General features: G+C 71.6%; 14 protein-coding genes. All 14 read left to right on the top strand.

Features of this window, described 5'->3' with window-relative positions:
• The first annotated feature begins 121 nt into the window (after nucleotides 1-121).
• From ACZ5CW_RS19040 to ACZ5CW_RS18975, 14 genes are read left to right on the top strand one after another with little or no spacing between them, the layout of a single operon-like run.
• Nucleotides 122-1,414: an aspartate aminotransferase family protein gene (locus ACZ5CW_RS19040; protein WP_468602702.1), complete on the top strand. Its 1,293-nt coding sequence runs from the start codon at nucleotides 122-124 to the stop codon at nucleotides 1,412-1,414.
• Entirely contained in the window at nucleotides 1,411-2,472 is a 1,062-nt protein-coding gene (locus ACZ5CW_RS19035; protein ID WP_468602700.1) for an ABC transporter ATP-binding protein, read from the top strand. The genes ACZ5CW_RS19040 and ACZ5CW_RS19035 overlap by 4 nt, the downstream gene beginning before the upstream one ends.
• A complete protein-coding gene (locus tag ACZ5CW_RS19030) occupies nucleotides 2,469-3,335 on the top strand; it encodes an ABC transporter permease (RefSeq protein WP_468602698.1) in 867 nt (288 codons plus the stop codon). The genes ACZ5CW_RS19035 and ACZ5CW_RS19030 overlap by 4 nt, the downstream gene beginning before the upstream one ends.
• Nucleotides 3,332-4,132, top strand: a complete 801-nt coding sequence (locus ACZ5CW_RS19025; RefSeq protein ID WP_468602696.1) for an ABC transporter permease — start codon at nucleotides 3,332-3,334, stop codon at nucleotides 4,130-4,132. The genes ACZ5CW_RS19030 and ACZ5CW_RS19025 overlap by 4 nt, the downstream gene beginning before the upstream one ends.
• Nucleotides 4,129-5,592: a hypothetical protein gene (locus ACZ5CW_RS19020; protein WP_468602694.1), complete on the top strand. Its 1,464-nt coding sequence runs from the start codon at nucleotides 4,129-4,131 to the stop codon at nucleotides 5,590-5,592. Before ACZ5CW_RS19025 ends, ACZ5CW_RS19020 begins: the two co-directional genes overlap by 4 nt.
• Nucleotides 5,589-7,682: a glycogen/starch synthase gene (locus tag ACZ5CW_RS19015; protein WP_468602692.1), complete on the top strand. Its 2,094-nt coding sequence runs from the start codon at nucleotides 5,589-5,591 to the stop codon at nucleotides 7,680-7,682. Before ACZ5CW_RS19020 ends, ACZ5CW_RS19015 begins: the two co-directional genes overlap by 4 nt.
• Nucleotides 7,675-8,781: a sugar phosphate nucleotidyltransferase gene (locus tag ACZ5CW_RS19010; RefSeq protein ID WP_468602690.1), complete on the top strand. Its 1,107-nt coding sequence runs from the start codon at nucleotides 7,675-7,677 to the stop codon at nucleotides 8,779-8,781. Before ACZ5CW_RS19015 ends, ACZ5CW_RS19010 begins: the two co-directional genes overlap by 8 nt.
• The gene (locus ACZ5CW_RS19005; protein WP_468602688.1) at nucleotides 8,778-9,728 is read left to right on the top strand and encodes a carbohydrate kinase family protein; all 951 of its coding nucleotides are present in this window, start codon (nucleotides 8,778-8,780) and stop codon (nucleotides 9,726-9,728) included. The genes ACZ5CW_RS19010 and ACZ5CW_RS19005 overlap by 4 nt, the downstream gene beginning before the upstream one ends.
• Nucleotides 9,729-9,739: 11 nt before the next feature.
• Nucleotides 9,740-12,757, top strand: coding sequence for a Cof-type HAD-IIB family hydrolase (locus tag ACZ5CW_RS19000; RefSeq protein WP_468602686.1), 3,018 nt, complete (start codon nucleotides 9,740-9,742; stop codon nucleotides 12,755-12,757).
• Nucleotides 12,754-14,829 (top strand): 4-alpha-glucanotransferase, encoded by a 2,076-nt coding sequence (gene malQ, locus ACZ5CW_RS18995; protein ID WP_468602684.1) that lies wholly within the window; start codon nucleotides 12,754-12,756, stop codon nucleotides 14,827-14,829. The genes ACZ5CW_RS19000 and malQ overlap by 4 nt, the downstream gene beginning before the upstream one ends.
• A complete protein-coding gene (locus ACZ5CW_RS18990; RefSeq protein WP_468602682.1) occupies nucleotides 14,810-16,015 on the top strand; it encodes a sedoheptulose 7-phosphate cyclase in 1,206 nt (401 codons plus the stop codon). The genes malQ and ACZ5CW_RS18990 overlap by 20 nt, the downstream gene beginning before the upstream one ends.
• Nucleotides 16,008-16,409: a cupin domain-containing protein gene (locus ACZ5CW_RS18985; RefSeq protein ID WP_468602680.1), complete on the top strand. Its 402-nt coding sequence runs from the start codon at nucleotides 16,008-16,010 to the stop codon at nucleotides 16,407-16,409. The genes ACZ5CW_RS18990 and ACZ5CW_RS18985 overlap by 8 nt, the downstream gene beginning before the upstream one ends.
• Nucleotides 16,399-17,430, top strand: a complete 1,032-nt coding sequence (locus ACZ5CW_RS18980; RefSeq protein ID WP_468602678.1) for an ROK family protein — start codon at nucleotides 16,399-16,401, stop codon at nucleotides 17,428-17,430. The genes ACZ5CW_RS18985 and ACZ5CW_RS18980 overlap by 11 nt, the downstream gene beginning before the upstream one ends.
• Nucleotides 17,427-18,389, top strand: a complete 963-nt coding sequence (locus ACZ5CW_RS18975) for an SDR family oxidoreductase (protein ID WP_468602676.1) — start codon at nucleotides 17,427-17,429, stop codon at nucleotides 18,387-18,389. The genes ACZ5CW_RS18980 and ACZ5CW_RS18975 overlap by 4 nt, the downstream gene beginning before the upstream one ends.
• Nucleotides 18,390-18,428 lie beyond the last annotated feature (39 nt).

The raw sequence follows: 18,428 nt of genomic DNA, 5'->3' as shown, positions 1-18,428 counted from the left end.
GGCCAATCTGAAACTTCCAGCAACTTCTTGCAAGTCGTCGCGTCTTGGTGTTTGACTCGGCTCCGGCATCGCCCAACGGCGCGGCTCAGCAAGCCAGTTCGTACAGTGGTTGGGGGCGGAAGTGGCAGGTCGGCACCAGCTGGAACAGCTGGAGCGAGAGGCTCGGCATCTGGCGCCGGGCGCTTCGGAGGAAGCGGCCGTCGGACGCCGGGTCTTCACCGAGGGACAGGGTCCCGTCCTCACCGATCTCGACGGGAACCAGTACCTGGACTTCGCGGCAGGCACCCTGACCCAGTCGCTGGGACACGGGCACCCGGAGGTCGTCGAGGCGCTCACCACGCAGGCCCGGCGCCTGTGGAACGTGCACGACTCGGCGACGCCCGACCGAGCCGGGCTGCTGGAACTGCTGGCCCGGCTGCTGCCCGAGCGGCTGGACACCTACGCTCTGTTCTCCACCGGGGCGGAGGTCGTCGAAGCCGCGCTGCGCGTGGTGCAGGCGACCGCCGAACCGGGCCGCAACCGGATCGGCGCCCTGCGCGGCGGCTTTCACGGCAAGACGATGGGTGCGCGGATGCTCGTGCACTGGGACGTGGGCCACCAGGCCTTCGCGGGGAACTCCGTACTGGGGTACTCGCCCTACTGCTACCGCTGTCCACTGCAGCTCACCCGCCCTTCCTGCGGCGTGAGATGCGCTTCCCTGGTACGCAGGCACATCGCCGAGAAACCGAACATCTCGGCGCTGGTCTTCGAACCCGTCCTGGGCGCCGCCGGAGTCGTGGTGCCGCCCCCGGGCTACTGGGAACAGATCACCGAAGCCTGCAAGTCCAGCGGTGTCCTGCTCGTCGCCGACGAGGTGCTGACCGGCGGCGGTCGCACGGGGGCGTTCCTGGCAAGCGACCACTTCGGCATCGAGCCCGACCTGGTGACCCTTTCGAAGGGGCTGGCCAGCGGGTTCCCGTTCGCCGTCCTGGCGGGGCGGGCAGACCTGCTGCACCACCCGGCCGCCTCCGGAGCCGGCGCGTACGCGTCGACGTACGCGGGCAACCCGCTGGGCATCGCCGCCGCCCGGGCCACCCTCGAGGTCGTCGAACGCGACGGCCTGATCGAGCGCGTGCGGGTCCTCGGGGAACTGCTCGAGGAGCGGCTCTGCGTTCTTCCGGCACGATTCGAGAACCTCGGTGACGTGCGCGGCCTCGGCCTGCTGTACGGGCTGGAGTTCGTCACCGACCGGGAGAGCCGCACGCCCGCGCCGGAGATCGCCCGGGCCGTGTACGCCACCGCGCTCGATCTGGGCCTGCGGGTGGCCCTCGGCGGTCACATTCTGCGTCTGGCCCCGCCGTTCACCATCGACGAGCCGCTGCTCGACGAGGGGATCAGGCTTCTCGAACACGCCCTTGAGCAGGTGCTTTCGTGATCGTCGCGGAGAACCTCGTCAAGGAGTTCCGGCTCGCCGAGCGCAAGCCGGGCCTGGTGGGCAGTCTGTCCACCCTGTTGACCCGCAAGCACCGGATCGTCCGCGCGGTCGACGGCGTGTCCTTCACGATCCCGGCCGGCTCGAAGACGGCGTACATCGGCGCCAACGGTGCGGGCAAGTCCACCACGATCAAGATGCTGACCGGCATCATGACGCCCACCAGCGGGCGCTGCCTGGTGCGTGGCATCGAGCCCTACCGGCACCGGCAGCGCAACGCCCGCGGCATCGGCGTGGTCTTCGGCCAGCGCAGCCAGCTGTGGTGGGACCTGTCCGTGCCGGACTCCTTCCGCATCCTGCGCCGGATCTACGACATCCCCGAACCGGTCTACCGCCGCAACCTCGCCCTGTACCGGGAACTGCTGGACATCGACGCCCTGGGCACCACGCCCGTGCGCCAGCTCAGCCTGGGGCAGCGGATGCGCGCCGAGATCGCGGCGAGCCTGCTGCACGACCCCGAGGTCGTCTTCTGGGACGAGCCGACCATCGGCCTCGACATGGTGCTGAAGGACGCGGTACGGCTCCTGGTCAACCGCGTCCACCGGGAAAGGGGCACCACGGTCGTCCTCACCAGTCACGACATCGCGGACATCGCCGCGATCTGCGACAGCGCACTGGTGGTGGACCGCGGGCGGGTAGTGCATCAGGGCAGCATCCGGGACCTGTTGCGGACCGCCGACCGGCGCTCGGTCCTGTTCGACCACCGGGGCGGCCCGACTCCCGAGCAGGCCTGTGCGGACATCGAGCGGGGGCTGCCCGGTGTGAGCGCCTCGTGCGCCGAGGACGGACGGATCAGGGCCGACTATCCGGTGGACCGCTTCACCTCCCGGCAGGTGCTGGCCTTCCTGCTCGACCGCTTCGACCTCGTCGACTGCTACGCGCCCGAACCCGACCTGGAGGACGTGCTCAGGCAGATCTACGGGCACACCCGCCGCGGACCGGTCGCGGCCGGGACCGCCGCGGCGGGGACCTCCGCGGCGGGGAAGGACGGCACCGCATGAACGAGCCCGTGCCGGTCACACGGGCCCGGGACGGCGGTGCACCCCCGCGCCTGTCGGGGCGAGCCCGCCCCTACCTGTCCTTCGCCACCGGCGGCCTCCAGTCCCTGCTCCAGTACCGTTCCACGTTCGTCATGACCGGGATCACCGCCGCCGCCGGCGCCGCGGTCACCGTCTTCCTGTGGCGTGCCGTGTACGCGGACGCCCCACCCGGCGCCGGTCCGGGCGGCTTCACCGCCGAGGGCATCACCACCTACCTCCTCATGGCCCAGGTGCTCCAGGTGCTGCACGCCAACCGGGTGGACGACGAGGTCGCGGCCGAGGTCTACCGGGGTGACGTCGCCGTCATGCTCGTACGGCCCGTCAGTTACCCGGTGATGCGGTTCTTCGCCTGTCTGCCGGTGGTCGCGGCCAACGCCGTGCTGGTCGGCTTACCGGTGCTCGGCCTCTTCGCCCTGCTCGTGCCGCTCACCGTGCCACAGCCCGTGAACGTCCTGCTGTTCCTGGTGTCCACCGTGCTTTCGGTCCTGCTCGCCTTCTTCGTGAACCTGCTGACCGGGATGACCGGCTTCGTCACCACCAACACCTGGGGGGTGCGGATGGTGAAGCAGAGCGTGGTCGCCTTCTTCGCCGGACAGCTGGTGCCCATCGCGCTGATGCCGGGCCCGCTCGCTGCCGTGGCCTCCGCGCTGCCCTTCCGGGGCATGGTCGACGGTCCCCTCACGCTGCTCCTCGGCCGGTACGACGGGATGACCGGCGCCGCCGACGTGCTCGCCCGTCAACTGGGCTGGGCGGCCGGGCTGACACTGCTCAGCGCAGCCTTGTGGCGTGCCTCGCTGAGCCGTCTGGAGGTGCTCGGCGGATGACCCGCACGGTGTGGCGTCATGTACGCCTGGCCGTCTTCCTCGGCGGGGTCGGCTTGCACCGGCTGACCGCGTACCGGATGGACTTCGCGCTCGGCGCGGGTGCCTTCCTCGTGCGCGTGGGCCTGCAGACGGCCGTCGTGGGCCTGGTCTTCCGCCAGGTTCCGGCCGTGGGCGGCTGGACCTACCACGAGGTGCTGTTCCTGCTCGGCTTCTCGCTGCTGCCTCGCGGCCTCGACCACCTCTTCACCGACCAGCTGTGGGAACTGGGCCGCAAACTGGTACAGCGCGGCGAGTTCTACCGCTACCTGATCCGCCCCGTGAACCCGCTGTTCTCGCTGTTGTCGGAACGCTTCTTCCACCCCGACGGACTCGGTGAACTGGTCGTCGGCGCGGTCCTGGTGGGCTGGTCCGGCAGCGAACTCGGGCTCAGCCCCACACCACTGCAGTGGGCCCTCGCCCCTTTGCTCGTGCTGTGCGGTGCGCTCATCCACACCTCGGTGAAGCTGTTCTTCGCCTCGCTGTCGTTCTGGACCGTGACCAGCCTGCCGTCCATGTACGCGGCGAACCAGGTGTCCGAGTTCGCCGCCTACCCGCTGGACATCTACCACTCCTCGCTGCGCGCGTTGCTGACCTGGGTGCTGCCCTTCGCCTTCACCTCGTACGTGCCGTGCGTCTACCTGCTGACCGGCACGACGGAGCTGGTGGTGTGGCTTCCGGTGGTGACGGCCGGCGCCCTGGCCGTGGCCCTCACCGTCTGGCGGTGCGGGCTCAACGCCTATGAGATGACCGGGAGTTGACCTACCACGTGATCAACGACGAACACCTCGAATCCTTGTTGCGCACCGCCCCGTGGATGCCGCGCGACTCGCGCGCCGCCGAGCGCTACGAGCGGGTGGACCACGCCGTACTGGGGCCGGGCGAGCTGCTGCTCGTGGTGGCCGCCGTCGGCGGCCCGGCCTCGGGCCGACGGTTCTTCGTCCCCCTGCGCACGGAGCCGGCGGGCACCCTGGCGGATGCTCACGGCGACCCGTCCCTCGGACTCGCAGCCGTGCGCCGTGTGCTCTCAGGCGCGCGGCTGCGCACCACACGCGGCGGGCTCGTGGACTTCTGCCGTGCGCCGGCGGCACCGGCAGGCGAGGTGCGGTGGCTGCCCTTCGAACAGGGCTGGTCGTCCAACTCCCTCTCCCTGGTGGAGATCGGCGGTGTCCCGCACATACACAAGACCTACCGGAGCCTGGACGAGACGATCCGCGAACCCGGCCTGTTGCGGCTCATGAGCGGTAGCGGACACACCCCCGAATGGGCCGGGGACTACACGTACACCGATCCCGTCAGCGGCGTCCGGCACCCCGTGGGCGTCGTCTACCGCTACGCGCCCGGATACGGCATCGACGTACCGCTGCGCGAGAACCTGCGCTCGCTGTGGCCCCGGCTCACGAACGGCACGGCCCCGGAGCGGCTCGTACGCGCACACCTGCTGCCGCTGGAGGAGAACTTGCGTGCCGTGGGGCGTTTCCTTCGCGCCTTCCACCGGGATCTGTCGGGACGCCTGGGCGGTCCGGCCACCGGGTACCCGGCCGGTGACGCCCTGGCGCAGGCCTCTGCGCGGCTGGCCGAGCTGGCGCGGGCCGACGTGCCCCTGCCCCACGCCGTCCGCGGCGCGGCCTTCGACGCACTGGAGGCCGAAGCGGTGACGCTGCGCGTCGCGTTCGACGGCCGGGCGACACAACCGGGGGCCGGCCCCTGCCACGGCGACCTGCACCTGTCGCATCTGCTGTGCTCCGATGCGGCCGACGGTGTCTGGCGGATGAGCATCATCGACCTGTCCACGCCCGCCACGGCACCCGACGACCCCGGGTACGCCGCGCAGTCGCCCCTCCAGGATCTCGTCGCCGTGCAGCGCGCCTTGGAGTACTTCACGGCCGACGAGGCAGCCTTCGAGAGCGCCGCCCGTCTCGGTGTCGACTCGACACTCACCATGAACGGCTCCCTGGACGGCGCCCCCCACTGGCCGGCCGCGCGGCGGGCCGTGCTGGACAGCGTCTTCCGCACCGCCGACATCTGGCGCGAGCGCGTCCTGCACCTGATGCTCGGCCCCGCCTCCGACAGCCCGCTCCGGCGCCTGCTGTACCTGCGCCGCCTCCTGCACGAACTGGCCTACAACCACGACCACGCCCGCCCCTACCACGCCGCGATCGACCTGCGCCACGCGCTCGCGCTCGCCTCCCACGCCCCGACGACCTACGCGAGGACATGACCGTCGTGAACGCGCCCCGGATGCACATCATCGAGACGTACTTCGAGTGCTGCGGATTCGACCACACGTTCCTTCAGGGTGGCACGTCCGTGTACCTGTGGAACCTGTCGAAGACCTTCGCCGCCCGCGGCCACCGCGTCTCCATCGTCACACCCGCACACGGTCGGCTCGACGACCTGCGCAAGCGCTACGAGGTGGAGGACCTCCCGTACGACGACGTCTACACCATGCCGGTGGCCCTCGACCCGCGGGTCTGGAAGGACTTCCCCCCACAGGTGGAACTGGCGGTGCGTACCACCGCGCACCGCATACGGCTCGAGGGCGTGGACGTGTACTTCCTCGCCAACGAGCACCTGAACCGTCTGCCGGACACCTTCTATCCGCCCTACTCCGCCAAGGGCCGGGACCTGGTGTTCCTCAAGCCTCTCGTCTTCCAGGTGGACAGTGTGCGCTTCCTGCGGGAGTGGTTCGGCGACGAGAAGGCCGTCGTCCACGCGCACGAGCCGTACTACCACTACCTGCTGCCGGCCGCCCTGCGCGACGATCCCACCAAGCTCGTCGTCAGCAACGTCCAGAGCAACATGCCGATCGCCAAGAAGGTGTACGCACCCGAGGTGGAGGGCCTGTTCGCGTTGCTCGGTGTGGACGTCGAACTGCCCGGCCCGGATCCCGAGCCCGACGTGTCCGAGGCGGTCGTCCAATACCAGCAGCTCACACACCTGCACTACACCTACCCGCCCGACCACGTGGCGATCTACGAGCTGACCGCGGAACACGCGGACCTGATCGACTTCCTGTCACCGGGACAGCTCGACTTCTACGCGGGCTTCCAGGACACCCCGTTCGAGCCGCTCTTCCGGCAGCTGCCGATCGCCGACGTGGTGCGCCGCAACGCCCACAAGATGTTCGTCGGCGGGTGCGCCATCTCCGACCAATGGCTGGCATGGGACCCCACCGAGGTGGACCGGGACCGCGTCCTCACCGGCCTCGGTCTCGACCCGGGGCTGCCCACCTTCTTCCACAACGCCCGCTACGCCGTCCACCACAAGGGCCAGCTCGAGCTGATGCGGGCCGTCGACCGAGTGCTGAACGAGGGGCTGGAAGCGAACTTCGTCATCCGCTGCATCTCCGGCAACGGCATCGACGATCCCTACTTCCACGACGTCGCCGCCCGCCACCCGGGGCGGCTGCACCTCGAGTGGGAGCGCGTGGAGGAGGCGCGTGTCTTCGCCTTCGCAGCTTCCAGCGATTTCGGGCTCTTTCCGTCCAAGTTCGAGATGGACACCTTCCTCATCGCCCAGGGCGAGGCCATGGCCGCGGGCGCGGTTCCCATCGCCACCGACCAACGGGGCATGGAGCACTTCCGGCACGCCGACCGTCCGGACACGGCCACCGGATTCGCGGTGAACCGGTCCTTCGCGGAGGACGACGAACTGCTGACCGCCGCGCTCGCGGACCGCATCCGGCAAGCGGCGGCCCTGTGGTCACGGGACCCGGGCCGCTACCGGGAGCTGTCCGAGCGTGCCTCGTCCGTGGCCCGGACCTTCACCTGGGACCACTGCGCCGACCTGCACCTGGCGGCGTTCACCCGACTGTGGGAGGGCCGGCCGGCCGGTCCGCCTGTCGAACTGGCTCTGCGGCACGCCTGGTTCGACCTCCTCACCGACGACCAGATCACCACCGACGCCGCAGTGGAACACGGTGACATCGACGTCTACGAGCGCCACGCCCCGCTCGACGGTGACGCGGCACGGCGGATCTTCCGTGCCGCATGGGAGCGGGCCGACTTCGCCGCCTGCGAGCGCGTCCTGGACCGGCTTCCCGACGCGGTGCCCCCGCAGGAGACCGCCCGGCTGCGCGAACGCTGCCGCGTCGTCACGGGCGGTCGGCTGGAGTACCGCCTCCCGCACGCCGAACGGGTGGAAGTCGTCGTCGCGCGGCGGGGCTCGGCCAGAGACCTGCCGGACGTACGCACTCTGGAGCGCACGGAGTCAGGGATCTTCGTGGGCGAGGCCCCGGCCGACGGCGCCCAGCTCCTGCTCACCCTGTCCTCCGGTCGGACGTCCTGGGACGAGGTGCGTCATGGCTGATCCGCGCAGCGTGCGCGCGGTGCTGCTCGCGGGCGGCGAGGGACGGCGCATGGGCTCGCTCGGCACCGGACGGCTCAAGCCACTGGTTCCCTACGGCGGCTCCTGCCGGCTCATCGACTTCAGCCTCGCCAACGCCCGTGCGTCGGGCCTGGCGGAGGTGCTCCTGCTCTCCCAGCACGAGGAGCGGCTGCTGATGGACGACCTGCACCGGGTGTGGAACACCGGGCCGGGCTTCCGGGTGCACTTCGGGCCCTACGACACCGCCTACCACGGCCGGGACCTGCCGGCGGAGCTTCCGCGGCGCACCTGGCCGGCGGAACGTGGAACCGCCGACGCCTTGATCCGCAAGGCCGAGTACGTCTTCGGCGACGACGTGGACGACGTACTCGTACTGCACGCCGATCACGTCTACCGGTACGACTACGGGCCCCTGATCGAAGCGCACCGGGCCTCCGGCGCCGCGCTGACCCTCGCCTACCAGCGCATCGAGATGCGCTGGGTGCACCTGTTCGGCATGGTCCGCTTCGACGGCGGCGGCCGACTCACCGAGTTCGTGGAGAAACCCGCCGACCCCACGTCCGACCTGGTCTTCGCCGCCTTCTGCATCTTCGACTCCACCGTGCTGCACCGGTACCTGACCGAGCTGGACGGCACCGACTGGCAGCACGACATCAGTCGGGACGTGATCCCCCGGATGCTCGCCGCCGGAGAGCACATCCGCGGGCACGAGGTGCACGGCCACTGGGAGGACATCGGCACCGTCGAGCGGTACCACCGCGCACATCTGGCACTCGCCGCGGGACCCCGGGCGCCCCTGCCGGTCGAGCGCATGCCCCGGACCGTGCGGCCGGAGGTCGCCCGTCACTGGGTCGCCGGCGCCCCCGGTGTGCACGCGTCGCTGGTCCCCTCCGACCTGGTCAACGCAGGGCTGGTGGAGGACAGCGTGCTGTTCCCGGGAGTCCGGATCGGTGCCGGGGCACGGGTGCGGCGCAGCGTGCTGCTGCCCGGTGCCGTGATACCGCCCGACGCGGACATCGACGGCGCGGTCGTCCTGGAGGACGGACACATTCAGCAGGTCTCCGAGGGAGTGAGCGCATGACCCTGTCCCAGCACCACGACAACGAGCAGCGTCCGAGCCACTACGACGTCCTGGTGGTCGGCGGGGTGGGCGTGGACACCATCGTGCGCGTGGACGAGCTGCGCGTGCCGCCGGGCGACTCGCTCTTCGTCGAACCGCTGCGGGACTACGTCGGGCACACCGGCAACGGCGTGGCACTGGGCTGGCACGCGCTCGGCCTGCGGACCAAGTTCGTCGACTTCCTCGGCGACGACCCGCAAGGCCGCATGGTGCTGGACCACTACGCCCGCCACGGCCTCGACTTCAGCCACCTCGTCTCACCGCACGGCACCCCACGCTCGGCGAACCTCGTCGACCCCTCGGGCCGCCGCTTCTCCTTCTACGACGGCAGACACCCCGCGGATCTCAGGCTTCCCCGCTCCTTCTACCTGCCCTTCCTGGAGCGCTCCCCCCACGTCCACCTGTCGATCATCGGCCACAACCAGGACATGTACGAGGACATCCACCGCCTCGGCATCACCAGCTCGACCGACCTGCACGACTGGGACGGGCACAACCCGCACCACCGCACCTACGCCCTCGCCTCCGACTACGTCTTCCTCAGTGCCGCGGCGATCCACGACCGGCTCCCCACGGTGCTGCACTCGATCGTCGACGAGGGCCGGGCCCGTTTCGTGGTCGCCACGGACGGCGCCGACGGCTGCCACCTGCTGGTGCGCGGCGAGGACAAGATCCGTCACTTCCCGGCGGTCCGCCCGGAGCGGCCGGTGGTGGACAGCAACGGCGCCGGTGACGCATTCGTCACCGCCTTCCTCCACCTCCTCTTCGAGGGACGCCCGCTGGAGGAGTGTGTGCTGGCCGGCTCGGTGGCGGGGGCGTTCGTGTGCGGCAGCGTCGGCACCCACACCGAGTTCATCGACCTGCCGGGCCTGCGCACGGCCTGTGCACGCGCGGCGGCGAGCCGGTGAGGCACGGTCACATGCACATCATCCACTTCGCCTTCGAGTGCGGCGGTTTCGACAACCGCCTCATGCGCGGCGGGCTGTCGCCGCTGGTATGGAACCTCTCGCGCGAGTACGCCGCCCGCGGTCACCGCGTCTCGCTGGTCACTCCCGCGCACGGGCTGATCGACGCGCTGCGCCTCGACCACCCCGTCGAGGAGCTTCCCTACGTCCACGAACACCGAGTCCCGCTCGTCCTCGACCCCAAGGTGTGGCCGGACCATCCGTCCGAGATCACCCTGGAGCTGACCACGCGGGCCCACCGGCTGCGGATCGACGGCGTGGACGTCTACTTCCTCTCCGACGCCTTCCTGGACCAGCTGCCCGACCGTCTCTATCCGCCGCCCGGCACCGAGGGCACGGACCTGGCGTACTTCAAGCCGCTCGTGTTCCAGGTGGCCGGGGCCCACTTCGTCCAGCGGTACCTCGGCGGCGAAGAGGCGGTGGTCCACGGTTTCGAACCGTACTACCACTATCTGCTCCCGGCCGTGTTCGCGGACGACCCCTCCGTGCGCACCGTGAGTACCGTCGCGGCCAACGCTCCCATCACCCAGAAGGTCTACCGCCCGCAGGTGGAACGCCTGCTCGGCCTGTTCGGCGTACGGGCCGACCTGGACGCGCTCGACGGCCCGCTGCCCGCCGAGGACAGCCCTGAGGCGACGATGGCACGGGCGCTGGCCGGAACCCGGATGCACGTCGAGTACGGCCCGGACCACGTCGCGTTCCTGCCGCTGATCGTGGCGCACGCCGATCTGGTCGACTTCGTCTCGCCCGGCCAGCGGGACTACTACAGCACCTTCCGCGACACGCCGTTCGAGAGTCTCTTCGCGACGCTTCCGGTGTCCCGGATGCTCCGTGAGAGGGCGCACGGACTGCTCATGGGCGGCTGCGGGATATCCGACAGCTGGCTGGCGCGTGATCCGGACGCCGTCGACCGCGAGGCGGTCCTGCGCTCGCTCGGACTCGACCCCGCCCAGCCGGTCTTCTACCACGCCGCCCGCTACGCGGTGCACCACAAGGGCCAACTGGAACTCGTGCGCGCGGTCGAGGAGGTCCTGGCGAGCGGTACGGAGGCCAGCTTCATCCTGCGTTTCGCCACCAGTGGGGGAGGGGAGAGCGAGGCACCCGTGGGCAACGCCTACTTCCAGAGCGTCGCCGACCGCCACCCGGGCCGGATCCACCTGGACTGGCGCCTCGCCGACGAGGACACCCTGTTCGAGCAGGCGGCGTGCGCCGACTTCTGCGTGTTCCCCTCCAAGTTCGAACTCGACGGGTTCCTCATCGCCCAGGCAGAGGCGATGGCGTGCGGCGCGGTGCCCATAGCCACCGCGCAGAGCGTCACCGCCCACTTCCGTCACACCCTGCCGTTCACGGATCCCCGGGCGACCGGGGTATCCCTGCCCGGTTCCTTCCGGGACGACGACGCCTCCCTCACCCGTGCGCTCACCGAGCGCATACGTCAGGCGGTGACGCTGCGGCGCACGGCCCCCGACGACTACGACCGTCTGTCGGCCAACGCCCGCGTCACCGCCCGGTCCTTCACCTGGGCACGGAGCGCGGACCGACGGCTGGAGGCCTTCGAGGACCTGCTGCGCGGACGGCCCCGGCCCTTCCCGGTCGAGGACGCGGTCCGCTACGGCTGGTTCGACGCCCTGCCCGCCGCCGCCTGGGTCCAGCACCGAGGGCTGATCGCACGGTCCGCCGCGGCGCTGGGCGACGCCACCGCCTACGGACGCTGCGCGCCGCTCGACGAGGACGCGTACGAGCGTCTCTTCGAAGCCGCCTACGCACGGGCCGACTTCGTCCGGTGCGCCGAGACCGCACGTGCGGCGGGGCGCGAGGACTGGGCGGCACGGGTGAGCGGGCGGTGCCGGGTGCGCCGGGACGCGGAGGGCCGCCGGCACGTCGAGTACCGGCACGCCGGCGCGGCACACGTGGAAGTCGCCGTCACCGGTACCGCGGTCCGCGCGTCGGGCCTGGAGTCCCGCGCGGAGGCCATCGCCTCCGACGAGGCCGTGCCGGCGGGCCGAGGGATCGTCCTGGCGCCGCTGGCGCCGACAGGGGACGGCGTCTTCCGCGGCCTGCTCGACGGACCGCCCGTCGAACGCCACCTCCTCGTCATGCTGACCCTCGCCTCCGGGCGCGTCACCTGGGACACCGTCCCCGTCGACACCCCCGAGGGCCCGCCGTCCCCCCGGCTCGTGGCCACCGACCTCGACGGCACCCTGCTGCGCAGCGACCTGACCGTCTCCGACCGCACCCTGCGCGCCCTGGCCCGGGTGGCCGAGGCGGGAGCGCACCATCTCGTGGTCACCGGACGCCCCGCCGCGGCATGCAAGCAGTTCCTGGCCGCGCTCGGCTACCGGGGTCTCGCCGTGTGCGGGCAGGGCGCCCAGCTCTACGACGCCGACGCCGACCGGCTGCTCACCTCCGCCTCGCTCGACCTCGACCTCGCGCGCAGCGTGGTCGAACGCGTCGAGGCGGCACTCGGCCCTCTGGAACTGGGCGTGGTGACGGCACCACCGGAGAGCCGCTTCAAGGTCACCCCTCGGTTCGGCGAGCGCGTACGGCACGGCTGGGACGTCACGACCGACCGCCGACTGCTGTGGACGGATCCCATCGACAAGCTGGTCCTGCACCACACGAGCGTGCCGGAGGACGAACTCGAGGCCGAGGCACGCCGCTTGTGCGGCACCGACGTCACGGTGGTGCACTCGGTCCAGGGCATGGTCGAGGTACTGCCGCCGGGGACCACCAAGGCCGCCGGGGTGGAACGGGCCGCGCGGTTGTTGGGGTTCGACGCGGCCGAGACCGTCGCCTTCGGCGACATGCCCAACGACATCCCGCTCCTGGCCTGGGCCGGTCACGGCGTGGCCGTGCGCAACGCCCACCCCGCGCTGCGGGCGATGGCCGACGAGATCGCGCCCGGCAACGACGAGGACGGGGTGGCCGTGGTCCTGGAGCGGCTCTTCGGCGTCTCGGGGGACGCACCGTGAGCGACGCACTGCGCGAACTGGCCCGCGCCCACGCGATATCGACCGCATACACCACCGACCGGGGCCGGCGCGTGGCCGTCGCTCCGGACACCCTCGTCGCCGTGCTCGCCGCTTGCGGCGTGGACGCGGCCACCGACAAGGCGGCCCGCGCGGCGCTGACGGCCCGGCGCGAGCGCGCCGCCGCCCGGCTGCTGCCCGAGTGCGTCGTGGTCCGCGGCGCCGGCACACCACGGCTCAGCCTTCCGGAGAACGCGACCGCCGAGGTGGAACTGGAGGACGGCGGCACGGCCTCCCCCTCCGGCCCCCTGCCGACCGGCCGGCACACCCTGCACGTGACCTCCCCGGGGCACCGGGAGTCCGCACCCCTGCTCGTGGTGCCGGAGCGGCTGACCGTGCCGGAGGGCCGGCACTGGGGGTTCCTCGTCCAGCTGTACTCCGTGCTCTCGCAACGCTCGTGGGGCATGGGCGACCTCGGTGACCTGGCCGAGCTGGCGTCATGGTCGGGACGTGCCCTGGGGGCGGACTTCGTGCAGCTCGGACCGCTGCACGCCGTCGAGCCCGGGCCGCTGCCGGATCCGTCACCGTACCGGCCGAGTTCGCGCCGCTACTGCGACCCCATGCACCTGCGGGTGGAGGCGGTCCCGGAGTACGCGTACCTGACCGGCGAGGCACGTCGCACCGCCGACGGGTGCGTCGCCCGGGCGCGGGCCCTGAACGACAGCGTTCTGCGCGGTGACCGGCTCATCGACCGGGAGGCCGTGCGCTCCCTCAAGCGCGAGGCGCTGCGCGCGGTCCACCAGGTGCCGCTCTCGCCCGGACGTGCGGCAGCCTTCGCGCAGTTCACCGCCCGGGAGGGACGCGATCTGGCCGACTTCGCCACCTGGTGCGCACTGGCCGACGTCCACGGCGGGCAGTGGAACTCCTGGCCGGCCGGGCTGCGGGACCCGCGTTCACCGGCCGTGGCCCGCGCGCGGGAGGAACTGGCCGACGAGGTCGTCTTCCACCAATGGCTCGCCTGGATCACCGACGAGCAGCTCGCCGCCGCCCAGGCGGCGGCGACCGGTGCCGGAATGGACATCGGCCTGATCCACGACCTGGCGGTCGGCGTCGCCCCCGAGGGAGCCGACGCCTGGGCGCTTCAGGACTGTCTGGCCGCCGGGATGAGCGTCGGCGCGCCACCGGACGACTTCAACCCCCGAGGCCAGGACTGGGGCCAGCCGCCGTGGCGCCCGGACGGGCTCGCCGCCTCCGGCTACCGGCCGCTCGCCCAGCTGCTGCGGGCCGGTCTGCGGCACGCGGGCGCCCTGCGCGTCGACCATGTGATGGGCCTGTTCCGGCTGTGGTGGGTGCCCGAGGGACGGTCGCCGTCGCAGGGCACGTACGTCCACTACGACGCCGAGGCGATGCTGGGTGTGCTGATGCTGGAGGCGCACCGCGCCGGCGCTGCCGTGATCGGCGAGGATCTCGGTACGGTCGAGGCGGGCGTGCGGGACTCCCTCGACGCGCGGGGGATCCTCGGCACCTCCGTACAGCGGTTCGAGTACCTCGGAGGGTCCGAGGGACGGAACGGGCCCCTCCCACCCGAGCGGTGGCGGCGGGACTGTCTGGCCACGCTGACGACCCACGACCTGCCGACGTCCGCCGCCTGGCTCAGCGGCGAGCACGTCGAACTCCGCGCCGCACTGGGCCTGCTGACCCGCCCGGAAGCGGAGGAGAAGGCGGAGACCGCCGCCGAGCGCGACGCCTGGCTCGCGGAGCTGGCACGGCTCGGGCTGCTGCCCGACCCGGACGGGGACGTCGTCGCACTCCACCGTTTCCTGTGCCTCACACCGGCGCGCCTGCTGGGCGTCTGGCTGCCGGACGCGACCGGCGACCGCAGACCCCAGAACCTTCCCGGCACGTCGTCGGTGCACCCCAACTGGCGGCTCCCCGTGAGCGACGGCCGAGGTCGTCCCGTCCCGCTCGAGCAGCTGCCCGACCAGCCCCTCGTGGCCGCGCTTTCCCGCGTTTTCGCAGACCTCCAGCGGCACCGTGAGAAGACTGAGGAGACAGATGTCAGGCCAGGTTCTTGATCGGGTCGACCATCCGCTCGAAGGGGTCCGTGAGGACCCCGGCGGCTTCGACCTGAGGGCACCGGACGGCACCGGGTACCGGGTCGACCTCACCGCAGAGGTGTTCGCCCCGCACAACAGACTGCTCGCCGACTACCTCGACGGCCGCCGCGTCGTGGCCTTCGTCAGCCCGACCGTCGACCGGCTCTACGGCGACCGGCTGCGCGCCTACCTCGGCGCCCACGTCGGACGGGACCAGTGGAGCGTGCACGTCATACCCACCGGTGAGCGCCACAAGACGCTCGCGTCCGTGGAGAACGTCTGCGCCGTCGCCAAGGCGGACGGGCTGGACCGGCACGGCGTGATGCTCGCCGTCGGCGGCGGCATCGTCGCGGACGTGGTGGGCTTCGCCGCGTCCATCTATGCGCGGGGCGTCCGCTACATCAAGGTCAACACCACCCTCGTCGGCCAGGTGGACGTCGGCGTGGGTGTCAAGACCGGCGTCAACGCCCTGCACACGAAGAACATGTTCGGTGCCTACCACCCGGCCCACGCCTCGCTGAACGACCCGGCCTTCCTCGCGTCGCTTCCGCACCGGGAGATCCGCTGCGGACTGGCCGAGATCGTGAAGATGGCCGTGATCCTGGACGCGGGACTCTTCCGGTCCCTCGAACAGCATCCGGACGCGTTCCGGCGATCCGGCGGCGAGGGTCACGCGGAGCGCCTCGACGGGCAGCTGGAGACCTACATCCTGCGCACGTCGATGCGTCTGATGATGGAGGAGCTGTGCCCCAACCTCCGCGAGCACGATCTGGCCCGGCTCGTCGACTTCGGACACACCTTCAGCCCCCTGATCGAGACCGCCGGCGGCCACCGTCTGGAACACGGCGAGGCCGTCGCCGTCGACATGGCGCTGTCCGCGCACGTGGCACGGCTGCTGGGGCTGGCCGATCAGGAGACCTGCGACCGGATCGTCGGGCTGCTGCGGGGCATCGGACTTCCCGTGTTCGATCCCGCCACCTGCACACCGGAGCTGATGACACAAGCGCTGCGGGCCTCCTGGCAGCGGCGGGGCCGCAAGCTCCACCTCGTCGTCCCGACGGGAATCGGCACGTCCGCCTTCGTGGAGGAGCTGGAGGACGTGCCCGGGGACGTCCTGGCGGCGGCGCTGGAAGCCCTGGCCGCGGACAGGGGGCACGATGCCTGAGGCCGTTGTCAACCTGCGTGAGCTGCTGGCCGGCAAGGAGCACGACCATGGCGGTCTCGGCACGATCCTCGCCCACCGGGTCTACGCACGCCGGCCGGGATCTCCGGGCGCGCACTTCATCGACCTCGCCGTTCTGCCGCCGGGCACCTCGATAGGGCGGCACCGTCATGGCGCGGACCGTGAGACCTACATCGTGCTGGACGGCAGCGGCCTGATGCACCGGGACGGCCAGGAGTTCCGGGTGGGCCCGGGCGACATCGTCACCAACTCCCCCCACGGGGAGCACGGTCTGCTCAACGACTCCGACCGGGACCTGCGGTTGCTCGTCTTCGAGGAGGAACTGAGTGAGGAGGGACCGGGTGAGGAGGGACCGGGTGACGGGCGTGCCGGCTGACGACGCGTTCACCGTGCTCGACGTGGGAGGCACCACTCTCCGCGTGGGCAGCTACGACCCCGCGACGGGCACCCTGTCCCGGGTGCGCCGGGTACCGGTCGACGGCATGGACCGCGATCCCACCGCACCGGTGCCGGTGCTCCAGCAGCGAGTGCTGGAGCAGATCGTGCGCGAGGTCGGTGCGCACACGGACGGACGGTCACCCCGGGGGCTGGGCGTGGCCTTCGCCGGGCCGATCACGGCCGCCGGCCTGGTCCTCGCCGCCCCCACGGTCTGGGGACGGCGCGGCGATCCGCTGCCCCTGGGCGAGCTGCTCACCGAGCGGACCGGCGCGCCGGCCGTCGTCGTGAACGACCTGACGGCGGCGGCGTGGCGGTACGCCGCCACCGAACCCGGGGACTTCTGCCTGCTGACCGTCAGCTCCGGCATCGGCAACAAGGTGTTCCGCGGCGGCGAGGTCCTCGTCGACGTCGACGGCCATGGCGGTGAGCTGGGGCACTGGGTCTGCGACGTCTCCCCGGACGCGCCCCTGTGCGACTGCGGGGCGCGCGGCCACCTCGGTGCCGTCGCCTCCGGGCGGGGAGTGCTGGCCGCGACGCGCCGGGCCGCCGCTGCCGACGCTTCCGGATTTCGCCGCTCCTGGCTCGCCGCGCTGTGCGGCGGACGCGTCGAGGCCATCGACAACCGGGCGATAGCCAGGGCGGTCCGCGAGGAAGATCCCTTCGCCACCCACGTGCTGCGCCGCACGCTCGTGCCCCTCGCCCAGGCGATCACGGGGGTCTTCGCGTCGATCGGCGTGTGCCGTTACATCGTGATGGGGGGCTTCGCCCTGGCGGTCGGCGAGACGTACCGGCGCCTGCTGGTGGCCGAGTTGGCGCGCCTGGGCTGCTTCGGTCTCGATCCCGGTCAGGTCGACGCGATGGTGTCGCTCGGGGTGGCCGACGACGACCACGGGTTGATCGGTGTGGGCCGGCTGCTGACGGAGCGGATGCCGGTGCCCTTCTCCCAGGGGGCACGGTGAAGGCGGACAGCACACTCGTCGTGGGCAGCGGCCTGGTCGGCTCCGGAATCGCCCGGCGCCTCGCCTCGGCCGGCGGGTCGGTGACGCTCGCCTCCCGCCGTCGGCCCGCCCTGGCACCGGAGGCGTACGGAGCACGCTGGGACTCGCTGGACGCCACGGACGCCGAGGCCTGCGCCCGTATCCTCACCCGGGTGCGTCCCGGACGCATCGTGCTGGTGCACGGTCCCTCCGACGTCACCTGGTGCGAGGACCATCCGGACGAGGCGCGGGCGGCACATGTGGCCGTGGCGGAGACCTTCGCCGCCCTGGCGCGGGACACGCGGATCGTCATGATCTCCACCGACAACGTCTTCGACGGCATCACGGCGCACCACACCGAGAGCACGCCCGTGTCGCCGGCCAACGCCTACGGGCGGGCGAAGCTCATGGCCGAGGAGGCGCTGCTCGCCCACGCGCGACGGCCCCTGGCTCTGCGGGTCAGCCTCGTCTACGGTCACGAGCCGGCCGACGCGGGCAAATGGCTGAACTTCTTCGCCGCCTGCGCCCACCGGCTGCTGCGCGGCGAACGGGTCGAGGTCCCCGACGACCACTGGACGACACCGGTGGTCCTGGACGACGTTGCGGAGGTGACGGCGGCCCTGCTGAACGCCGAGGACCCGCTGCCCAGGGTCCTGCACCTGGGAGGCCCCGACCGGGTGACGCGCGCAGAGTGGGCCGGGGTGATCGCCGAGACACTGGGAGCGCCTCCCGGACTGGTGGTACCGGTGCCCCGGGCCCGGACACGCTATGCCTCACGGCCGGCGAACGCCTGCCTCGCCAGTCAGGTGCTGGCGACCCTGCCGGCCACGGAGAGGATCGCGGTTCGGGGGGTGCGCGAAGGGGCGCGTCTGCTGGCTGCCGCGTTCACCGGGACACCGGTCGCCTCCAACACACGACCAGCCTCGTCCAACTTGCAGTAAATTTCAGCAAGTTGTTGCCCCAGTGAGGCGTGCCTGTTC

It is taken from the genome of Streptomyces sp. NPDC031379 (assembly GCF_055569615.1).
Note: the sequence above shows the minus strand (reverse complement) of the source record. Positions and strands in the feature narration are given on the sequence as shown.

Excerpts from the sequence above, each read along its gene's own strand:
- ACZ5CW_RS19030 (WP_468602698.1), top strand. The coding sequence starts at position 2,469 with ATGAACGAGCCCGTGCCGGTCACACGGGCCCGGGACGGCGGTGCACCC.
- ACZ5CW_RS19025 (WP_468602696.1), top strand. The coding sequence starts at position 3,332 with ATGACCCGCACGGTGTGGCGTCATGTACGCCTGGCCGTCTTCCTCGGC.
- ACZ5CW_RS19015 (WP_468602692.1), top strand. The coding sequence starts at position 5,589 with ATGACCGTCGTGAACGCGCCCCGGATGCACATCATCGAGACGTACTTC.
- ACZ5CW_RS19010 (WP_468602690.1), top strand. The coding sequence starts at position 7,675 with ATGGCTGATCCGCGCAGCGTGCGCGCGGTGCTGCTCGCGGGCGGCGAG.
- ACZ5CW_RS19005 (WP_468602688.1), top strand. The coding sequence starts at position 8,778 with ATGACCCTGTCCCAGCACCACGACAACGAGCAGCGTCCGAGCCACTAC.
- ACZ5CW_RS19000 (WP_468602686.1), top strand. The coding sequence starts at position 9,740 with ATGCACATCATCCACTTCGCCTTCGAGTGCGGCGGTTTCGACAACCGC.
- ACZ5CW_RS18990 (WP_468602682.1), top strand. The coding sequence starts at position 14,810 with ATGTCAGGCCAGGTTCTTGATCGGGTCGACCATCCGCTCGAAGGGGTC.
- ACZ5CW_RS18985 (WP_468602680.1), top strand. The coding sequence starts at position 16,008 with ATGCCTGAGGCCGTTGTCAACCTGCGTGAGCTGCTGGCCGGCAAGGAG.